At 69.5% G+C, this 19744-nt stretch carries 14 protein-coding genes; 5 read left to right on the top strand and 9 right to left on the bottom strand.

Translation table 11 applies throughout. The annotated features are described in order from the left end of the window. Positions 1-13: 13 nt before the first annotated feature. Positions 14-1624 carry an ABC-F family ATP-binding cassette domain-containing protein gene (locus ACIPJI_RS33165; protein ID WP_402250572.1) on the bottom strand — a complete coding sequence of 537 codons (1611 nt, stop codon included), beginning with the start codon at positions 1622-1624 and terminating at the stop codon, positions 14-16. Between the two features lie 89 nt (positions 1625-1713). Here ACIPJI_RS33165 and ACIPJI_RS33170 point away from each other — a divergent pair, with 89 nt between their 5' ends. Next, positions 1714-2358, top strand: coding sequence for a TetR/AcrR family transcriptional regulator (locus ACIPJI_RS33170; RefSeq protein ID WP_307708643.1), 645 nt, complete (start codon positions 1714-1716; stop codon positions 2356-2358). Here the strand turns inward: ACIPJI_RS33170 and ACIPJI_RS33175 are convergent, their stop codons facing one another. Continuing rightward, positions 2359-2964 (bottom strand): YdbC family protein, encoded by a 606-nt coding sequence (locus ACIPJI_RS33175; protein WP_356621861.1) that lies wholly within the window; start codon positions 2962-2964, stop codon positions 2359-2361. It abuts the gene before it with no gap. Positions 2965-3114: 150 nt separating this feature from the next. Between ACIPJI_RS33175 and ACIPJI_RS33180 the strand changes: the two genes are divergently transcribed. Beyond that, the gene (locus ACIPJI_RS33180; RefSeq protein ID WP_402250575.1) at positions 3115-4074 is read left to right on the top strand and encodes a DUF1152 domain-containing protein; all 960 of its coding nucleotides are present in this window, start codon (positions 3115-3117) and stop codon (positions 4072-4074) included. 55 nt (positions 4075-4129) lie between these two features. Beyond that, the gene (locus ACIPJI_RS33185) at positions 4130-4660 is read left to right on the top strand and encodes a TerD family protein (protein ID WP_402250577.1); all 531 of its coding nucleotides are present in this window, start codon (positions 4130-4132) and stop codon (positions 4658-4660) included. 140 nt (positions 4661-4800) lie between these two features. On the opposite strand, the gene ACIPJI_RS33190 is transcribed toward ACIPJI_RS33185, so the two are convergent. Then, positions 4801-7692 carry a vitamin B12-dependent ribonucleotide reductase gene (locus tag ACIPJI_RS33190; RefSeq protein WP_402250580.1) on the bottom strand — a complete coding sequence of 964 codons (2892 nt, stop codon included), beginning with the start codon at positions 7690-7692 and terminating at the stop codon, positions 4801-4803. A gap of 168 nt (positions 7693-7860) precedes the next feature. Then, positions 7861-8373, bottom strand: a complete 513-nt coding sequence (nrdR, locus tag ACIPJI_RS33195) for a transcriptional regulator NrdR (protein WP_189474656.1) — start codon at positions 8371-8373, stop codon at positions 7861-7863. A gap of 567 nt (positions 8374-8940) precedes the next feature. On the opposite strand from nrdR, the gene lexA reads away from it, so the two are divergent. After that, entirely contained in the window at positions 8941-9726 is a 786-nt protein-coding gene (gene lexA, locus ACIPJI_RS33200) for a transcriptional repressor LexA (protein WP_189474654.1), read from the top strand. Positions 9727-9815: 89 nt separating this feature from the next. On the opposite strand, the gene ACIPJI_RS33205 is transcribed toward lexA, so the two are convergent. From ACIPJI_RS33205 to ACIPJI_RS33225, 5 genes are all read right to left on the bottom strand, one after another. Further along, the gene (locus tag ACIPJI_RS33205) at positions 9816-11786 is read right to left on the bottom strand and encodes an ATP-dependent DNA helicase (protein WP_402250582.1); all 1971 of its coding nucleotides are present in this window, start codon (positions 11784-11786) and stop codon (positions 9816-9818) included. Between the two features lie 52 nt (positions 11787-11838). After that, complete coding sequence (locus tag ACIPJI_RS33210; protein ID WP_402250624.1) at positions 11839-13632, bottom strand: IucA/IucC family protein; 1794 nt, start codon at positions 13630-13632, stop codon at positions 11839-11841. Between the two features lie 260 nt (positions 13633-13892). Beyond that, positions 13893-14771: a GNAT family N-acetyltransferase gene (locus ACIPJI_RS33215; protein ID WP_402250584.1), complete on the bottom strand. Its 879-nt coding sequence runs from the start codon at positions 14769-14771 to the stop codon at positions 13893-13895. Positions 14772-14812: 41 nt separating this feature from the next. Further along, the gene (locus ACIPJI_RS33220; RefSeq protein WP_402250586.1) at positions 14813-16741 is read right to left on the bottom strand and encodes an IucA/IucC family protein; all 1929 of its coding nucleotides are present in this window, start codon (positions 16739-16741) and stop codon (positions 14813-14815) included. A 29-nt stretch (positions 16742-16770) separates the two neighbouring features. Beyond that, positions 16771-18147 (bottom strand): diaminobutyrate--2-oxoglutarate transaminase family protein, encoded by a 1377-nt coding sequence (locus tag ACIPJI_RS33225; protein ID WP_307708636.1) that lies wholly within the window; start codon positions 18145-18147, stop codon positions 16771-16773. A gap of 322 nt (positions 18148-18469) precedes the next feature. Between ACIPJI_RS33225 and ACIPJI_RS33230 the strand changes: the two genes are divergently transcribed. After that, on the top strand, positions 18470-19645 hold the full coding sequence (locus ACIPJI_RS33230; protein ID WP_356621855.1) for a hypothetical protein: 1176 nt from the start codon (positions 18470-18472) through the stop codon (positions 19643-19645). Positions 19646-19744: the final 99 nt, after the last annotated feature.

Below are 19744 nucleotides of genomic sequence, written 5' to 3' on the forward strand. Positions count from 1 at the left end.
TGGCGACATCCGTTCAGTCGAGGAGCCGCCCCGAGACCATCCGGCGGACCTGGCCGTCGAACCGACGGCGCAGCAGACGGTCGTGGGAGACGACCACCAGCGCACCCGTCCACCGGGACAATGCCTCTTCCAGATCCTCGACCAGGCCGAGTGCGAGATGGTTGGCCGGCTCGTCGAGAAGCAGCAGGTCCGCGGGCCGGGCCAGCAGCCGGGCCAGGGCCAGCCGTCGGCGCTGCCCGGCAGAGAGGGATCCCACCGAGATGTGCAGGTCCCGTGGGCGGAAGAGCCCGAAGGACAGCAGTAGTTCCGCGGACTCGTCGTCGGCGAGCGCGAGGCCCCGCCGGAAGACCTCGAGAAGGGGCTCCGCCGGCCGGTTCACCGGAATCTCCTGGGCGAGGAAGCCGGTCCTCCCCCTGCGTGTCACAGATCCGGTGTCGGGTTCGACGAGGCCGGCCATGACCCGTAGCAGGGTGGACTTCCCGGCGCCGTTACCGCCGTGGATGAGGATCTTCTGCCCGGCCGCGACGCTGAGCCCGTCCACCGAGAGCCTGTCGCCGACGCGCACGCCGGTCAGGGTGACGAGCTCGCCCGACGCCGCGCCCGACACCGGCCCCGCGGTGAACCGAAGCGGCTCCGGAGGCTTCGGGACCGGCTCGTCCCGGAGTCTGCGCAGCCGCTCCTGGGCGTTACGGATCCGGCCGGAGACCGAGGCCTGGACCCTCCCGCCGGCCCGGTCGTAGGCCATTTTGTTGTTGTCCTTGATGGACCGGCCGACGGCGACGCTGTGGGCCGTGGTGTTCGCGAAGACTTCGAGCCGTGCCACCTCCTCGGTCCACTCCTCGTACGCCTGCTCCCAGCGCTTGCGAGCGGCTGCCTGCTCGGCACGGAAGCCCTCGTAGCCGCCGCCGTAGCGCACGACGGAGCAGCGGTCGGCATCCACCTCGATGACCGCGGTGGCGACACGCTCCAGGAAGGTGCGGTCGTGCGAGACCGCGATCACCGTGCCGGTGTGGTTGAGCAGTGTGCTCTCGAGCCAGTCGAGCGCCGTCTCGTCCAGGTGGTTCGTCGGCTCGTCGAGCAGCATCACCTCGGGTGCCGCCGCGACGAGACAGGCGAGGCCGAGTCGGGCCTGCTCGCCTCCGGACAGAGTGCCGAGGATGCGCTCGCGGTCCACGTGGGCGATGCCCAGGCCGTTCATCGCCTTGTCGACACGGGCGTCGGCTTCGTATCCCCCGCGGAGCTCGAAAGCTGTGAGCAGATCGCCGTACTCGTCGAGGACGTCCTGCTCCGCCGACCCGAGGTCCGCTTCGAGCTCGCGCAGCCTCGCTTCCATGGAGCGCAGTTCGGCGAGAGCGGCGTCGACGGCTTCGCCGACCGTGCTCCCGGGCGGTAATTCAGGAGTCTGGGCCAGATGACCCGCCCCGTTCTCGGCAACGGTGACCACCTCGCCGTCGGCCGGCCGCTCGATGCCGGCCAGCAGGCGCAGAAGGGTCGACTTCCCCGCGCCGTTCTCCCCGACGATGCCGATCCGCTCGCCTGGACGCACCGCCAGGGAGACACCGTCGAACAGCAGCCTGTCGCCACGGGACAGGGTCACTCCGCGCAGGGAGATCTGAGTGGGCAAGTGCACCTCCGACGGAGATCTAACGCAACGGTTGTCGCGTTACGAGCAGTGTGGCACACTCGAATCCCCTAATGCAACGGGAGTAGCAATTGACTGATTCAGGATCCGCCCCCGGCACGCTCCGCCCCGGCGGTCGCACCGCCCGCACCCGGGCCGCCGTCCGCGACGCCGTCCTCACGGGCCTGGGCGAACACGGCTACCCCGGCCTCACCGTCGAATACGTCGCCGAGCACTCGGGGGTGCACAAGACGACCCTGTACCGGCGCTGGGGTGGCATCGAAGGTCTCCTGGCCGACACGCTCGATCTCGCCGGTGAGGACGACTGGAGCCCACCGGACACGGGGAGCCTCGAAGGAGATCTGCGGGCGCTGGCACGCGAAGCGGCCGAATCCTTCGCCGATCCGGGACAGGCAGCCGCCCCCACCGCGATCATCGCTGCGGCCTTCCAGTCCCCGCGCGCCGCCGACGCGCTTCATTCCTTCTACGCGGAGCGGTTCTCCCGCTGCGAGAGAGTCGTGCAGCGGGCGGTGGAGCGCGGGGAGGCACCGGCCGGGACCGACGGGGGCGCCGTCGTCCGTGCGGTCAGCGCGCCGTTGTACTTCAGGCTGTTCATCACCCGCGAGCCGATAGATCCGGCGCTCGCCGACCAGTCGGCCGCCGCCGTCCTCGCGGCGGTCCGGGCAGGCGCCTTCGCCACGGCCCGGACGGCGGGACGGACGGTCCTGAGCAGCTGATCACACCGTCCAGGACGGCTCGAGCTCCACCACGTCACCGGCCAGTGCCACGACATCCGTCTGTGTCTGGGCGCGCAGCAGCAACCGCTCTATGCGCTCGTCGCGGTATTTCCCGTGCTCCGCCGACGACAACCACATCGACATCACAAGGAACTCGCAGCCGGGCGCCTCACCGAACACCCCTCGCACCATTCCCGGCGACCCGGCCATGGCCGGGTTCCACACCTTCTCCTGCATCAGGCAATAGTGCTCGACCCTGTCCTCACGCACCTTGCAGTGCGCCACCCTGACCACGTCGGCGTCCGTGAACCGCGGCTCGAACCCGGTCTTGACGTCGAAGCGGTAGTCGAAAAGCTTGGCCTGGATGTCCTTGTAGGTGCCCGACTGACCGGCCGCGAGCCGGTCGTGGGAGCGGGCCATGAAGGAGTCGTAGAAGGCCCGGGTCTCCCAGAAGGCGAAGACATGGGCCACGTTCGGCCGTAGCCTGCTCCACCCTCCGCCCTGTCCCCGGAATCCTGGCTCACCCGGCAGCCCCGCCCATTTCCGCTGCCCGCGTTCGAACCCTCGACGGTCCACCACCGTGCAGCGAATCCACTTGACCAGCACCGCGCCATCGTACGGCTCGGAACGTGGCCCCGGTCACTCTCCGCGTCAGCCCGGTCCCCGCCGCGGCTGCGATCGGCCGGTCCGAGGGGGCGGAGCGCCCGATGAATTCGCGCGTACCGCACGCCGTCCAGGGCCCGCACAATGATCGTCATGACCGACCTGCACACCAACCCGCTCTTCCATCGCCTCCGGTCCGCCGAGCGCATCCTCGTCGCCGGCGCCGGCGGCGGATTCGACGTGTACGCAGGCCTGCCGATCGCACTCTCCCTGCGCCACCAGGGCAAGGAAGTCCACCTGGCCAACCTCACGTTCAGCGCCACCGAGGGTCTGCCCCTGGAGGCGTGGCTCGCCCCCGACGTGGCGGTGATCGGTCCCGACACGGCACCGCACCAGACCTATTTCCCTGAGCGTTCGCTGGCACGGTGGCTCGCCACCCACGGCTACCCCCACACGGTTCACGCCCTCTCCCGCGTGGGCGTCCAGCCGCTGCGTGCCGCGTACCGCGCGCTGATCGAGCGGTACGACATCGATGCGGTCGTGCTCGTGGACGGAGGCACGGACATCCTCATGCGCGGTGACGAGTCGGGACTCGGCACGCCCGAGGAAGACATGACCAGCGTCGCCGCCCTACACGGCATCGAGGGACCTGAACACTTTGTCGTGTCCGTGGGTTTCGGTGTCGACGCGTACCACGGTGTCAGCCATGGACTCGTATTGGAGAACATCGCGGCTCTCGAGACCGAGGGCGCGTACTTCGGCGCGTTCTCCGTGTCGCGCACCACCCGCGAAGGCGCCCTCTTCCTTGACGCGGTGGCCCACGCCCAGGCCGCCACACCGGATCACCCCAGCATCGTGAACGGCTCCATAGCCGCCGCCGTGCGGGGCGGTTTCGGGGATGTGCAGTTCACCTCCCGCACCCGGGGCAGCGAACTCTTCATCAACCCTCTGATGTCGATCTGCTTCGTCTTCGAACTCGAGGGGATCGCTCGGCGCTGCCTGTACCTGGACCGGATCGAACACACCCATCTGATCCGCCAGGTCAGCAGTGAGATCGCGGCATTCCGTGACGAGGTCGTGCGCCAGCGGCCGCCTCGCCGCATCCCGCACTGAGCGGATACGGTCAACGAACGCATTTCATCCGGCAGTTACGGGGAAGGAAAAAGCGGTGAGCAGCCTCAACAAGGGCGTCCGGAAGGCGGAGGTGACCCTCAGGTGGGATCCGAGTCCGCTGGGAGAGCCGCCCCATGACCTCGACATCGTGGCCGCGACGTACCCCGCCCAAGCGCCGTTCGGTGAGCCGGCGTACGTCGTGCACTTCGACAGCCGCTCGCCCGACGGCACGATCATCCTGACCAGAGAGAGCAAGACGGGACAGGGCTTCGGGGCCGACGAGGTCATGACTCTGGAGTTCGACCGGCTGGCCGCGGAGTACGGCCGTGTCGTCCTTGGCGTGGTGATCCAACAGCGAGGCCGACGCACGGTGTTCGGTGACGTCGCGAACGTCTCGGTACGGGTCCTCGAGGGGCACCACGAGATCGGGCAGCACGACTTCACGGCCGTCGCCGGCGCCACGGCGGCCAAGGTCTGCGAGTTCGTCCGAGACGAGTCGGGGGACTGGGCGTTCAGCGACTCGCTCGTCGGCTTCGACGCGGACCCTCAGACCTTCGTCACGGTGATGGGCGGCCCCACCCCCTGAACACGCGTCCGCCGTTCGACGGGCGCAGGGCACAGGGACGCACGACAGAAGGGGGACCGGCCTCTGGCCGGTCCCCCTTCTTGCTGGTCAGCTCCGTGTGCGAACTACACCGGATGCCGCATCGGCGTAGCCGCCCAGGGTCAGCTGCAGCCGCTGGTCGAGCCGCAGCCCTCGCAGATGTAGCACGAGCCTGCGCGCTGCATCTTGGTCCCGCAGGAGAAGCAGAGCGGGGCGTCGGCGCTGATGCCGAGCTGCATCTCGACGAGCTCGGCGGACGTGTGCGCCTGCTTCGGTGCCGGGATCTCCGCCTGCGGGGCGGTGACGGCCTTCAGCGACTCCTGCTGCCGGGGTGCGGACTGGGCCAGCGCCTCGACATCCATCTCGTCGTCCTCGAACGACGGCTCGTAGGAGCCGGTCTCCAGGTGACGCTGGCGCTCCTCCGCGGAGTGGATACCGAGGGCGGAACGGGTCTCGAACGGCAGGAAGTCCAGCGCCAGGCGACGGAAGATGTAGTCGACGATCGACTGGGCCATCCGCACGTCCGGGTCGTCCGTCATGCCTGCCGGCTCGAAGCGCATGTTGGTGAACTTCGAGACGTACGTCTCGAGCGGAACGCCGTACTGCAGGCCGACCGAGACGGCGATCGAGAAGGCGTCCATCATGCCGGCGAGGGTGGAGCCCTGCTTCGACATCTTCAGGAAGACCTCGCCGAGACCGTCGTCCGGGTAGGAGTTGGCGGTCATGTAGCCCTCGGCGCCGCCCACCGTGAAGGAGGTGGTGATCCCGGGACGGCCCTTGGGAAGGCGCTTGCGGACCGGGCGGTACTCGACGACCTTCTCGACCGCGGCGCGGATGGTCCCCTCGGTCTTCTGCGTGACCTCGGCCTTCTCCTGCTCCTTCTTCTTCGCGGAGAGGGGCTGGCCGACCTTGCAGTTGTCGCGGTAGATCGCGAGCGCCTTGACGCCCATCTTCCACGCCTCGAAGTAGACCTCTTCGACGTCCTCGACGGTCGCAGTCTCCGGCAGGTTGACCGTCTTGGAGAGCGCGCCGGAGATCCACGGCTGGATCGCGGCCATCATGCGGACGTGACCCATCGCGGAGATGGAACGCTCGCCCATGGCGCAGTCGAAGACCTCGTAGTGCTCGGTCTTCAGGCCGGGCGCGTCGATCACGTTGCCGTGGTCGGCGATGTGGGCGACGATCGCCTCGATCTGCTCCGGCTGGTAGCCGAGGCGGCGCAGGGCCTGCGGGACCGTGCCGTTGACGATCTGCATGGAGCCGCCGCCGACCAGCTTCTTGAACTTGACCAGGGCGAGGTCGGGCTCGAGACCGGTGGTGTCGCAGGACATCGCGAGACCGATGGTGCCGGTCGGGGCGATGACCGACGCCTGGGCGTTGCGGAAACCGTTCTTCTCCCCGAGGCGGATCACGTCCTGCCAGGCTTCCGTGGCGGCTGCCCAGATCGGGCTGTCCAGGTCGTCCATCCGGACGGCCACGGTGTTGGCGTCGGCGTGCTGCTTCATGACGCGCTTGTGGGGCTCGGCATTGCGCGCGTAGCCGTCGTACGGACCGACGACAGCGGCGAGCTCGGCGGAGCGCTTGTACGAGGTGCCGGTCATCAGCGAGGTGATGGCGCCGGCGAGCGCACGGCCGCCGTCGGAGTCGTACGCGTGCCCGGTCGCCATCAGGAGCGCACCGAGGTTGGCGTAACCGATGCCGAGCTGGCGGTAGGCGCGGGTGTTCTCGCCGATCTTCTGCGTCGGGAAGTCCGCGAAGCAGATGGAGATGTCCATCGCCGTGATGACCAGCTCGACGACCTTGGTGAAGCGCTCGACGTCGAAGGACTGGTTGCCCTTGCCGTCGTCCTTCAGGAACTTCATCAGGTTCAGCGAGGCCAGGTTGCACGAGGTGTTGTCCAGGTGCATGTACTCGCTGCACGGGTTCGAGCCGTTGATGCGGCCGGACTCGGGGCAGGTGTGCCAGTGGTTGATCGTGTCGTCGTACTGGATGCCCGGGTCGGCGCAGGCCCAGGCGGCCTCTGCCATCTTTCGGAAGAGCGACTTGGCGTCGACCTCCTCGATGACATCGCCGGTCATCCGGGCGCGCAGGCCGAACTTGCCGCCCGTCTCCACGGCCTTCATGAACTCGTCGTTCACGCGGACGGAGTTGTTGGCGTTCTGGTACTGGACCGACGTGATGTCGTCGCCGCCCAGGTCCATGTCGAAGCCCGCGTCACGCAGGGCGCGGATCTTCTCCTCTTCCTTCACCTTGGTCTCGATGAAGTTCTCGATGTCGGGGTGGTCGACATCGAGGATGACCATCTTCGCCGCGCGACGGGTGGCACCGCCCGACTTGATCGTTCCTGCGGACGCGTCGGCGCCGCGCATGAAGGAGACCGGGCCGGAGGCATTGCCGCCGGAGGACAGCAGTTCCTTCGAGGAACGGATACGGGAGAGGTTCAGGCCGGCGCCGGAGCCGCCCTTGAAGATCATGCCCTCTTCCTTGTACCAGTCGAGGATCGACTCCATGGAGTCGTCGACGGAGAGGATGAAGCAGGCGGAGACCTGCTGCGGCTGGGGCGTACCGACGTTGAACCACACCGGCGAGTTGAAGCTGAAGATCTGGTGCAGGAGGGCGTAAGCCAGCTCGTGCTCGAAGATCTCGGCATCGGCGGGCGAGGCGAAGTAGTTGTAGTCCTCACCGGCCTTGCGGTAGGTCTTCACGATCCGGTCGATGAGCTGCTTGAGACCGGTCTCGCGCTGCGGGGTGCCGACAGCCCCGCGGAAGTACTTGCTGGTGACGATGTTGACCGCGTTCACCGACCAGAAGTCGGGGAACTCGACGCCACGCTGCTCGAAGTTCACCGAGCCGTCACGCCAGTTGGTCATGACGACGTCACGGCGCTCCCAGACCACCTCGTCGTACGGGTGCACGCCGGGGGTGGTGTGGACGCGCTCGATACGCAGGCCCTTGGTCGCCTTGGATCCCTTGGCTCGGGACCCTCGTGCCGGGCCGCTCGTCGTCTCGGTCATGCCGCCTCCCATATACGGGCAAAAACGCCCTGAAGTGCCCAGATCTTCCCGGGGCACGGTTTGTGTCTGTTGCTCTGGCGCCACGCACAGCACCCATGAGCAGGTCATTTGCCGCCTGAGCCGGCCGGCGGACCCTTCGCGGGGCCCTCTCCGTCCGACCCTTGCCGATCAGTCGGCGGCGGTGGCAGGGACGGGGACCTCTACGGCCCCGCGGCTCCCGCCTTCCTCAGCAGGAGGCCGCCCGGCGCGGAGCTCCGCGATGGCAGCCTCGAAGTCTTCGAGTGAGTCGAACGCCCGGTAGACGGACGCGAAGCGCAGGTAGGCGACGAGGTCGAGCTCCTGCAGCGGGCCCAGTATGGCCAGCCCTACGTCATGGGTGGTCAGCTCGGCACTGCCGGTGGCGCGCACCGCCTCCTCGACCCGCTGCCCGAGCTGGGCGAGAGCGTCCTCGGTGACCGGCCGGCCCTGGCACGCCTTGCGCACACCGGAGATGACCTTGGTGCGGCTGAAGGGCTCGGTCACACCGCTGCGCTTGATCACCATGAGCGATGCGGTCTCGACCGTCGTGAAGCGGCGGGCGCAGTCCGGACACTGCCGGCGCCGCCGGATCGCCGTTCCGTCGTCGGTGGTGCGACTGTCGACGACTCGACTGTCGGGATGCCTGCAGAAAGGACAGTGCATGGCCCCCAACCCCTCCTTCACAGCACGACCGAATAGCCTCTGAGGGCCGGATCCCGGCCCTTCGAAGCAGCCCCAAGCATAGGCGATGCCCTCGGCCCCGGAGCACCGGGGACACAACTTCTGGGTGGCTAACCCAATCCAACCACTAGATCTGGGGGTTCGACGCACACACAGGTCTCTACGCGTGTCGCGCCGGGCATCGCTGCGTGAAGGCACTGGAGCCTTGCCGCACAGACGGTATCGACCCTTGCACGCTGCGCGCGGGGCAGCGCCGACCGGGGGGCGGGGAAGGGCGACACAGGCGCACCGCATCCCGGCTTCGGGACGGCGGGAATGCGAAGATGCAACGACCTCACCGGACCCCGCTCCGGCTGCCGCCGACGGCGAAGGCTACCGTGGCGACACACCGCAACGGCTCACCGCTCCGGGTTCGATCGTTCGCACATACACCCAGCAGAATGCCCAGGTAAGGCAATCTGCAATTTTTCACTCGAACGTGTGTTTGGCGCAACCTTTCGAAAGCAACTACCGTTGTCAAACTAGGGAGACCATTCGAGAGGGGCCGACGTGACCACCACCGCCGACAGTGCCACCATCACTGCCCAGGACCGCTCACAGAGCCGATTCGAGCCGGTGCAAGCCATGAATGACGCAGCCACGACCCCGGAGGGGCCCAAGCCCGGCCGCTCGCTGCCCGGCCGACCTCCTGGCATCAGGGCGGACAGCTCCGGCCTCACGGACCGGCAGCGGCGCGTCATCGAGGTGATCCGCGACTCGGTCCAGCGTCGGGGATACCCGCCGTCGATGCGTGAGATCGGCCAGGCGGTCGGACTGTCGAGCACATCGTCGGTGGCGCACCAGCTCATGGCTTTGGAGCGCAAGGGCTTCCTGCGCAGGGACCCGCACCGCCCCCGGGCGTACGAGGTCCGCGGCTCCGACCAGCCCAGCACCCAGCCCACGGACACCACCGGCAAGCCCGCCGCCTCTTATGTCCCCCTGGTCGGCCGCATCGCGGCCGGTGGCCCCATCCTCGCCGAGGAGTCCGTCGAGGACGTCTTCCCCCTCCCCCGCCAACTGGTCGGCGACGGTGAGCTCTTCGTACTGAAGGTCGTCGGAGACTCGATGATCGAAGCCGCGATCTGCGACGGGGACTGGGTGACCGTGCGACGCCAGCCCGTGGCGGAGAACGGCGACATCGTGGCAGCCATGCTCGACGGGGAGGCCACCGTCAAGCGCTTCAAGCGGGAGAACGGCCATGTCTGGCTCCTCCCCCACAACGCCGCTTACCAGCCCATCCCCGGCGACGAGGCGACCATCCTCGGCAAGGTGGTGGCGGTGCTGCGACGGGTGTGACGGCACCCGCCGGCCCCAGACCGGACCCCGGGATCCACTGCGCCGGTCCCGGGGTCCTGCTCATGTCTGCGAGCAGGACCGCTTCGGCCCTACTTCCCCTCCTGCTTCGCCGCTGCGTCGATGGCGGCCAGTGAGCGGCGTACCTGATTGCGATCCGTCGTGTACCAGAAGTCGGGCAACGATGCGCGCAGGTAACTGCCGTAGCGGGCGTTCGCCAGCCGCGGATCGAGCACCGCGACCACGCCCCGGTCCCCTGTGGCACGCACCAGCCGGCCCGCGCCCTGAGCCATCAGCAGCGCGGCATGGGTCGCCGCCACAGCCATGAACCCGTTGCCGCCCGCCTCCTCGACCGCCTTCTGGCGGGCGCTCATCAGCGGGTCGTCCGGACGCGGGAACGGAATCCGGTCCATGACGACGAGCTGACAGCCGGGTCCGGGCACATCGACGCCCTGCCAGAGCGAGAGCGTGCCGAACAGGCACGTCTCCGCGTCCCCGGCGAAAGTCTTGATCAACTCGCCGAGGGTTTCCTCGCCCTGCAGGAGGATCGGCTTGTCGAGACGGCCGCGGAGTTCCTCCGCGGCGGCCTGGGCGGCCCGCATCGAGGAGAAGAGACCGAGCGTGCGCCCTCCGGCGGCCTCCACCAGGTCGGCGAGCTCGTCCATCATGTCGCCCCGGGAACCTTCGCGTCCCGGAGTGGCGAGATGGCGTGCGACGTAGAGGATGCCCTGCTTCGGGTAGTCGAAGGGCGACCCTACGTCGAGCCCCTTCCACTGCGGCACGTCCTCTCCCCCGCTGCCTTCAGGAGCAAGGCCCAGAGAGGCCCCGACACCGTTGAAGTCACCCCCGAGCTTGAGCGTGGCGGAGGTCAGCACCACCGAGCGCTCGGAAAAGAGCTTCTCCCGCAGCAGCCCGGAGACGGAGAGCGGTGCCACCCGCAAGGACGCGCCGAAACGGTCGTGCCGCTCGTACCAGACCACGTCGTACTCCGAGCCGTGACTGATCCGCTCGGCGACGGCGTGGACATTCTCGACGGCGGCCAGGGCCTGCTTGCGCACGGCGTTCTCGTCCTGGACCGACTTGTCCCTGGTGGCCCCGATCGCGGTGATCACGGTGCGGGCCGCGTCCCTCAGCGCCATCAGCGCATAGCCGAGATCCTCCGGGATCTCCTCGAGACGCCCCGGGAGAGCCAGCTCCATGAGCTTCTCGAACGACTCGGCGGCGGTCTGGAGAGCGTCCGCCGCCTTCTCGTTGACGAGCTTGGCGGCACGGCGCACGGCGCGGTTGACCTGGCCCGGGGTGAGCTCACCGGTGGCGACCCCGGTGACGCGGGAGACCAGCTCATGGGCCTCGTCCACGATCAGCACCTCGTGCTGGGGCAGCACCGGCGCCCCTTCGATCGCGTCGATCGCGAGAAGGGCGTGATTGGTGACGACGACGTCCGCGAGCTTGGCCCGCTCACGAGCCATCTCCGCGAAGCACTCCGCTCCGTACGCGCACTTGGAGGCCCCGAGGCACTCACGCGAGGAGACGGAGAGCTGGTTCCAGGCCCGGTCGGAGACGCCCGGGGTCAGATCGTCCCTGTCCCCCGTCTCCGTCTCGTCGGCCCAGTCCCGCATACGGAGCAGGTCCTTGCCCAGCTTGCTCGTGGGTGCCGCCGCCTCGAACTGGTCGAAGAGACCCTCCTCGTCGTCCTGCGGCATGCCCTCGTGCAGGCGGTGGAGGCAGAGATAGTTCGACCGCCCCTTGAGCATGGCGAACTCCGGGCGGCGGCGCAGCAGCGGGTGCAGTGCCTCGACCGTCCGCGGGAGGTCACGTTCCACGAGCTGCCGCTGCAGCGCCAGCGTCGCCGTGGCCACGACCACACGCTCGCCGTGGGCCAGGGCGGGAACCAGGTAGCCGAGCGACTTGCCCGTACCGGTGCCGGCCTGGACCAGCAGATGGGAATCGTCGTCGATGGCCTCGGCAACGGCCTCGGCCATGGTGACCTGGCCTGGCCGTTCCACCCCGCCGACGGCGGTCACGGCGGCGTGGAGGAGCTCGGGGAGGGATGGCTTCGTCATAGCCCGACCACCCTACGGGGCGCCACCGACAACGGGATCACGCAGCGGAGCATCAGGCCGGCGCCAAGGGGTTGGGCACCGTCCCGTGGACGGCGGCGTGCGGGCGCTCGGGGCGGTCCCGGTAGCCGTCGAGATGCAGCCGGTTGCGATTGAGGCACAGCCGCTCGATACGGGGAGTGAGCAGGTCGAACGTCTCGTAGCGCTCCTTGAGCTCGGGGAAGCGCGCCTGGTACCGGAGGATCTCCGCCCTTACGAGTGAGAAGAACTCCTCCTCCGGAACGTTCAGTTGCTCTGCGCAGAGCGGGGCGAGATAGCGGAAGACGCCCACGAAGAGACCCGAGTGGATGAACTGGGTGAGGAAGCCCGGCTCCTCGGTGAGGAGAATCCGCCGGACGTCGTCCGGCATGGACGCGTGCTCGGGCACCGGCCGGGCACTCACGTTCACGTCGTCGACGAAGTCCTTGATCGCGAGGCGGACGGGAATGTCGTGGTCGTCGTAGACGACGATGGCGTTCTCGCCGTGCGGGGAGAAGACCGTGCCGTAGCGGTAGAGGAAGTGCAGCAGCGGGGGCAGCAGCGCCGCGAAGAGCCGCCGGAGCCAGACGGTCGGGCCGAGCCCCGACCGGGCGACCAGTTCGGCCGTGAACGCCCGGCCCTGCGGGTCCGTGTGGAGGAGCGATGCGAGCGTGCGGGCCCGCTCGCCGGCTGCCAGCTGAGGCTGGAGCGGTTCCCGCCAGATGGCTCCCAGCAGTTCCTTGTACTGGTACGGCACCTCTGCCAGGTGGTCGTACAGCGGATGCTCGACCGTGACGGAGGCGACCTCCCCGAGCAGGACGACCCGGCACTCGTCACGCAGGAACGGGTCGGCGTCCCGCAGCCCGTGCACCCACGCGGTGACGGCTGGGGCGGCGAGAGTGCGCTCTGTGGGCAAGCCACGCCAGACCAGGGTGTTCAGGATGGACAGCGGCAGTTTGACGGTATGGCGATCGGGCCGGTCGAGGTTCACGAAGGTTCTGATGGACTGCTGGGGCAGTCGCAGGTCACCGTCGCTGGGGAGGGGAACGATGTCGCCGTCGGCGACGGCGGGCGCGTACAGGGGCAGGATCACCTCGTCCCACTGCCAGGGGTGCACCGGCAGGAGCAGGTAGCCGGCGGGATCCAGTCCCTTGGCGCGCAGGGTGTCGGCGAAGGAGTCGCGGGTCGTCCCGTCGAGCTCCCGACGGTAGAGGTCCTCGGCCTGGTCGAGGCCGGCGACGCCGCGGTAGGCGGCGAGGCCGGTCCGCACCGCTATCCAGGGGAGATGTACGGGGCGGCGGGCTTCTGGCGCCCACTGGGCGGCGTCGCCGGCGGAGAAGCCGATCCGGCCCTTGTTGAGAACCAGCCACGGGTGGCCTGTCTGGTGGCCCTCGAGCTCCGCGTAGCCGAGGTCCGCGAGCTCGGCGGCCGTCAGCGCGGTGCCGTCGAGCCGGGTGTCGCTGCTCAGCGTGACGGACATTTCGCGCAGCAGGTGGCCGAGCGTCGCTCCGTCGAGGCCCAGCAGGTTCCTGGCGCGCGCGAGGAAGGCGAGCGGGTCGGTGAAGGGGCGGCCGTCGCATTCGACAGAGTCGGGATCGACACGCCAGCTGCCGTAGGCGCCGCGGCGGGCGCGGAAGGTGAGCACGCCCGTGGCGTCGATGGGGAGGGTGTAGCGGCGGGCCTCGCCGGTGGGTCCGGATGTTCCGGACGACGGGTCCGGGACCGGCTCGATGATCTCTTCGTAGGCGAATTCGCCGATCATCTTCGCGAGGAGGCGAGCCGCGGCCCGGTCCCAGTTCTGCCGGGTCAGGCCGGGTGGCGTGAACGGCACGGCATGCTGCCGGGCCGCCGTGCCGGTGGCGGCTGCGTCGGTGCCGGTTCCGATGTCGCTGGAAGCGGTGCCGATTCTGATGCCGGTGGCATCGGTACCGGTGGCATCGACGGGCCGGGGATCGGTGGAGCCGGTGCCGGCGGGGGCGGAGTCGGTGGGGGCTGAGTCGATGGAGCCGTCGCTGGCAGGGGACTTCGGCACGGGGACTCCTCAGGTGGAACCGATGCGGATCGAGCGGTGTATGTAAGTCAGCGGGTTGTTCACAGCACGTTCCGCAGGGCGCGATCACGGACCATCAAGGCGGCTCGTTTGTCGGGAAGGTCGAGTTCGGCGGCGTAGCGGAAGCCGGAGGTGAGAAAAGCGGAGACGGAGGGGGTGTTGCACATGTCTGGCTCGGCGAGGACGCGGGTGCATCGAGGCCGATTGTCGAGAACGAGATCGGATACGGCTCGAAGGAGGACGGACCCGACGCCACGGCCGCGGTTCGCGACGCCGCCGATGAGCAGGTGGATACCGGTGTCGTGCGGGCGCGCGGGATAGTGGCGGGCCAGCGGATCGAGGTCGGCCCGGTAGATCTCGAAGTAGCTCATGGGCTTGTCGTCGAGGACGCCGAGGCAGGGGATGCTGCGGCCGTCACCGTCGAGTTGTGCGCGCAGGTGAGTGGCGGTGACGGAGTCGGGTCCCGCCAGTTCCCAGAAGGCGGCGACGGCGGGGTCGTTCATCCACCTGCTGATCAGCTCGAGATCACGCTCGAGGATCACGGGGACGAGTCGGAAGACACCGAGGGGCGTGGCCGCCGGCTCCCAGCCACCCAGGTTGTCGAGCAGATCGCCGGCGCCCGCGCCGCCGTCGGCCTTCGCCGGGGCAAGGTGCGCTGCCGCTGCCTGGCCCCGGCCTGAACGGGGAGCCGTTGTCGCGGCCTGGCCGACAGGCCATGTCGGCTCCCATGCCGGTGCCGGTGCCACCGTCGACGCCGGTGTCGGCACTGCCGCCGGCGTCGACGGCCCGGCACCGTCGTTGCCGCGGAACAGCGTGAGGAAGTCGTCCGGCAGCCGCAGGTCGAGCGTGTCCTCCGCGCCCCCTCCCGGCCGGGGCGCGGGTCCAGGCCCGCTGTCGGTGTGCACATCGGTGGGCGGCAATGCGGCGCTCTCCTCTCGCGGTTCGGTCGGTTCGTGGCGCCTCAAGATCGGAGGGGGTTGGCGATGGTGACGTAGACGGACTGGGTGTCGACCGGGCCGACGAGTTCGTCGAGCCCGTGGAGCCGGGTGAGCAGGTTGGCCTTGCAGCGGAGGGTAGGCGTCTCCAGCAGATGGCGGGGCAGTGGTGATCCCATGCCGACGGCGGAGGTGAGGAACTGCCGGAAGGCGGCGAGGAGGACGCGCTCGTCGGCGAGGCGCTGGGCTCCGAAGGCTCCGATCAGCCCCAGCACGTTGTTGATGCCGAGGTAATAGGCGAAGCGTTCGTCCGTGACCTCGTCGGACACGAAGGTGTCGCTGTGGGTTCCGATACCAGGAAGGAGGGCGGCAAGCCGCTCGCGGTGCGACTCGCGGAAGTAGTAGCCCTGGTTGTCGCGGTAGCGTCCGCCGGTCGGCCAGCCGTGGGGGTCGAGCAGTACGAGCGTGTTCTGTTGATGCGCCTCGAGCGCGATGCCCGCTGTGGCGTCCAGCCACAGCACCGGGCGCACGACGTGGTCGAGGTAGCGAAGGAACCACTCGGCGGCCACTGCCGTGACGGGCCGTCCGGTGTGGGCCGCGAGCCGCTCGACGACGGTGGCGAGGCGTGACTGCATGCCCACCCGCCCGGGCCACGGCCGGGGAGTGGTGAGCGCCGCTACGCAGACCGCGTCGTCCCCGGGGCCGAAGGGGTTGTGACGGATCATCACGTCGAGCCCTTGCAGGGGTTCGGCCCCGGGCGCGTCGACGGCGAGCCAGGCCGGGTCGCGAACGATGTCGAATCCGGGGTGCGCGGCCCGCCACTGCTCGGCCAGGCCGGCGCGGAGCAGTCGGTGCACCTCGACGCCGCGGTGGAGTTCTTTGCGGAGGTTCTCCCGACGCGAGTTGGTGATGCGCAGTCCGAGGGAGAGTTTGAGCATGGCGGGTGCACCCGGGCGGTGCACGGTGCGGACGGAAGAGGTGGGATACCAGACGTCGCCACGGGGACCGAGGTCGTGCAGCAGGCCCGCCTCCAGGAGGGCCGCCACCGCGGGACGCTGCCTGAGGTCCTGCGCCTGCCATGGGTGGAGGGGCAGGGCGGCGGTGTCGCCGGGGAGCGGGAGGTCTCCCGCGAGCCGGGCGGTCAGCTGGTCGGCCGTGACGGTGCGGCCCTGCTCGGTCCAGGCGGATTCGGTGGCAAGGACGGACCGGTCGACAGCCATCCAGTGCAGCGGGAAGGAGCCGTACAGCTCCGGCGAATAGCGCTGTGCTTCGGCCTCCGAGAGTCCTTCACGGCTCTTGGGAGTCGGATGGAGCGGGTGGCCGAGCAGCAGCGACTGCTCGGCGGTGAGGAACAGGTCCGCCTCGGGCGGGGCAGTGGGGCGGGCACGCCGGTCGGCGATGAAGTCTGCGGTCCGCCGGACGGAGTCGGCGACGCGGCCCACAAGGTCCGTGCCTTCGCCATGACCGGCTTCGCGGCCGAGGAGCGCGGCTACGGTCACGGCGTCGGCCCGCGTGGCCTCGTGCGGACTGCCCTGCAGGGTGGGCGGGCCGAAGCGGTGCCATCCGGTGTCCGACCAGTAGCGGACGGGGACCAGCAGCGCGGTCCCGCTGGCGTCGAGGGGGACGCGCAGGACGTCGCCCTCGGGCCGGGGCAGGCCGTTCTCCCGTACCCAGCAGCGGAGGATGTTCTCCACGGTCGCCGTGTCCGAGGCACGGCGCGGATCGGGGTCGTCGAGGTGGTCGTGCTCCGCGTCCGGGTGGGCGGAAGGCTCGGACAGACAGGCGTGCGGGGTGCCGGCTGTCGCCCCGCCGCGCTGTTCGTCGTACCGCCCGGCCTGCCGTGGCACCGTCGCTGCCTCCATGGTGAGCGGGCCGCTCACGCCGGCTTGGCTGCGGTGGTGGCCGGCGGGGCCGTCGAGGGACTCGGGCGCATCGGGTGCGGGGGTGGGGTTCACTGAGGGCTTCCTTGTGACGTTGTCCGGGTTCACTGCGACTGCCTGTTGGTGGTGCGGCGTTGCGTGGAGCGCTCTGCGGCGGCCAGGGCGTCGGCGAAACGGTCCAGGACGGCCACTGCCTGCTCGTCGGTCAGGGTGAGAGGAGGGAGCAGGCGTACGACACCGGCATGACGTCCGCCCAGTTCGACGATCAGGCCGCGGTGCAGACACTCCTGCTGCACGGCGGCCGCGAGCCGGGGCGAGGGAGGCGGTACCAGCGCGTCCGGTGCCGCGGAGTCGGCGTCGACGAGTTCGACGCCGATCATGAGGCCCCTGCCGCGTACGTCTCCGATGCAGGGGTGGGCCGCGGCGAGTCCCTGGAGACTCGCCAGCATGCGCGCGCCGAGGGTCGCGGCGCGCTCGGCGAGGCGGTTCTCGCGCACATGGGCGAGGGTCGCCGCACCGGCCGCCATGGCGAGCTGGTTGCCGCGGAACGTCCCGGCATGGGCCCCGGGCTGCCAGACGTCGAGCCCGGAGCGGTACACGACGACGGCCAGCGGAAGGGATCCCCCGATGGCCTTGGACAGCACCATCACGTCCGGCACGATCCCGCTGTGCTCGACACCCCAGAAGGTGCCGGTGCGTCCCACGCCGGTCTGCACTTCGTCGGCGATCAGCGGAATGGAGCGGTCGGCCGTGATGGCGCGCATCCTCCGCAGCCACTCGTCGGGCGCAGGGATCACTCCGCCCTCGCCCTGCACGGGCTCGAGGATCATGCCCGCCGGTTCGGGGACACCGCTCTTGGGGTCGTCGAGCAGGCTTTCCGTCCAGCGGGCGGCGAGTTCCGCGCCACGCTCGCCGCCGATCCCGAAGGGGCACCGGTAGTCGTGCGGGAACGGCAGCCGGGTGACCCGCACGTCCGTCGCGCCCCCCGATGCTTCGAGCGCGCCTGCCGTCATGCCGTGGTAGGCGCCCGTGAAGGCGAGGAGGCCGCTGCGGCCGGTCGCGGTCCTCACGAGTTTGAGAGCGGCTTCGACCGCGTCCGTGCCGGCGGGTCCGCAGAACTGGATGCGCGCGTCCTGTGCCAGCGCCCTCGGCAGTGTGGCGAACAGTTCCGTGGTGAAGGCGTCCTTGACGGGTGTGGCGAGGTCGAGCACATGAAGCGGGGCACCCGAGTCGATGACCTTCTTGATCGCCTCGAGGACGACGGGGTGGTTGTGCCCGAGTGCCAGGGTGCCCGCACCGGAGAGGCAGTCGAGGTACCGCCGGCCGTCGGCGCCCTCGATCGTCAGACCCCTGGCCCGTACGGGCACGATGGGCAGTGAGCGCGCATAGGTGCGGGCCGCCGACTCACGGAGTGACTGCCTGCGCAGAATCCCCTCATGGGTCGAGGTCGGCGCCACCGGAGCGGGTTCGGTCACGGCCACGGCTGTTGATCCTCCGGCTGTCACAGTTGCGTTGCACATCGGTACGGCCCTCCTGCGCGGCATACCCGCGCCGAAGGCTGTCCTTGTGTCCCCCGCACGTACCAACGACGCGGGGGGCCGGGGATCACGGCCGATCGGAAGATCCTTGCGGTGCCGGAACCGTGGACCTGCCGCACGCCGTCCCCATCGGCACCGGCATAGTGGGGGGCGCCTTCCGGCAGTGGACTCCACTGCGGCGGGCGGGAGCTTGCTCGTTCCAGAAGTTCCATGACAATTCCGACAGTTCAGATCAGCAGCACCGAAGTCCCAGGGGGATCAAGAGATGCGACCCATTCGCCCGACGCTGGCAGTGGCCTCCATGGCCGCGGTGCTCGCGCTGGCCGCCACCGCGTGCGGCCCTACCGAGGACAACGCCGGCGACAAGCCGAGCGCGTCGGCCGAGCAGCCGACCGACGACAAGATCACTATCCCGGACGATCTCAAGGACCGCCTCAAGGAGCGCGGGATCGACCTGGACAAGTGGAAGAACGGCGAGTGGAAGAACTGGGACAAGGACAAGTGGCTGCGTGAGGCCCAGGACTTCGTCAACCCGATCATCGAGGACCTCTGGGACCCCGACCGGATGCGCGACGCCGAACAGCCGCCCGAGAAGCCGGTCGACAACGACATCTCCGGCGACGAGGGTGTCACCGACCCCACCCCGGCCCCCGTCGACGCCCAGGCCGTGAAGGCCCCCTACCACGCGAGCGCCGCGGAGGCCGGCAAGGTCTTCTTCGACGGCCCGCAGGGCTCGATGGTGTGTTCCGCGACCGTGGTGAAGGACCCGGCCAACCCGGGCAAGTCCAACATGGTGTGGACCGCCGGACATTGTGTGCACGCCGGCAAGAGCGGCGGCTGGTACCGCAACATCGCCTTCGTCCCCTCGTACAACGACGGGGCGAAGGAGACGGCGGAGCTGGAGAAGGCGCCCAAGGAGGAGATCGCTCCCTACGGTGTCTGGTGGGGTGACTGGGCGCAGACCTCCGACCAGTGGATCTCCCAGGGCGCCGCGACCGGCGGCCAGGGCGCTGCCTACGACTTCGCCGTCATCCACGTGACCCCGGAGAAGGGCAGCACCGGCAAGTCCCTCGAGGAGACGGTCGGCGCGGCCCTGCCGGTCGACTTCGACGCCCCCGCGGTGCCGAAGATCGACAACATGACCGCCACCGGCTACCCGGCGGCCCCTCCCTATGACGGCCAGAAGCTCTTCCGGTGCGCCGACAAGCCCGGCCGGCTGTCGCTCAGGGCCGAGGAGCCGACGATGTACCGCATCGGCTGCACCATGACCGGCGGTTCGTCCGGCGGCGGCTGGGTCGCACAGGGCCAGGACGGCAAGCCCGCCCTTGTCTCGAACACCTCGATCGGCCCGGTGACGGCCGGCTGGCTGGCCGGTCCGCGTCTCGGCAAGGAGGCCGAGGGCGTCTACAAGGCGGTCAGCAAGAAGTTCGAGGGCCAGTAGGAGAATCCGGGCGCGCGAGTGCCCGGGCGCAGTGACAGGGGCAGGGGTCCGGCCGTACGGCCGGGCCCTTGTTCACCTGGTGGTTCTTCATCCTCGTGG

The organism is Streptomyces sp. NPDC086835 (assembly GCF_044745705.1).
Lineage (GTDB): Bacteria > Actinomycetota > Actinomycetes > Streptomycetales > Streptomycetaceae > Streptomyces.

Excerpts from the sequence above, each read along its gene's own strand:
- ACIPJI_RS33180 (WP_402250575.1), top strand. The coding sequence starts at position 3,115 with ATGACCGACCTGCACACCAACCCGCTCTTCCATCGCCTCCGGTCCGCC.
- ACIPJI_RS33190 (WP_402250580.1), bottom strand. The coding sequence starts at position 7,692 with ATGACCGAGACGACGAGCGGCCCGGCACGAGGGTCCCGAGCCAAGGGA.
- nrdR (WP_189474656.1), bottom strand. The coding sequence starts at position 8,373 with ATGCACTGTCCTTTCTGCAGGCATCCCGACAGTCGAGTCGTCGACAGT.
- ACIPJI_RS33205 (WP_402250582.1), bottom strand. The coding sequence starts at position 11,786 with ATGACGAAGCCATCCCTCCCCGAGCTCCTCCACGCCGCCGTGACCGCC.
- ACIPJI_RS33230 (WP_356621855.1), top strand. The coding sequence starts at position 18,470 with ATGCGACCCATTCGCCCGACGCTGGCAGTGGCCTCCATGGCCGCGGTG.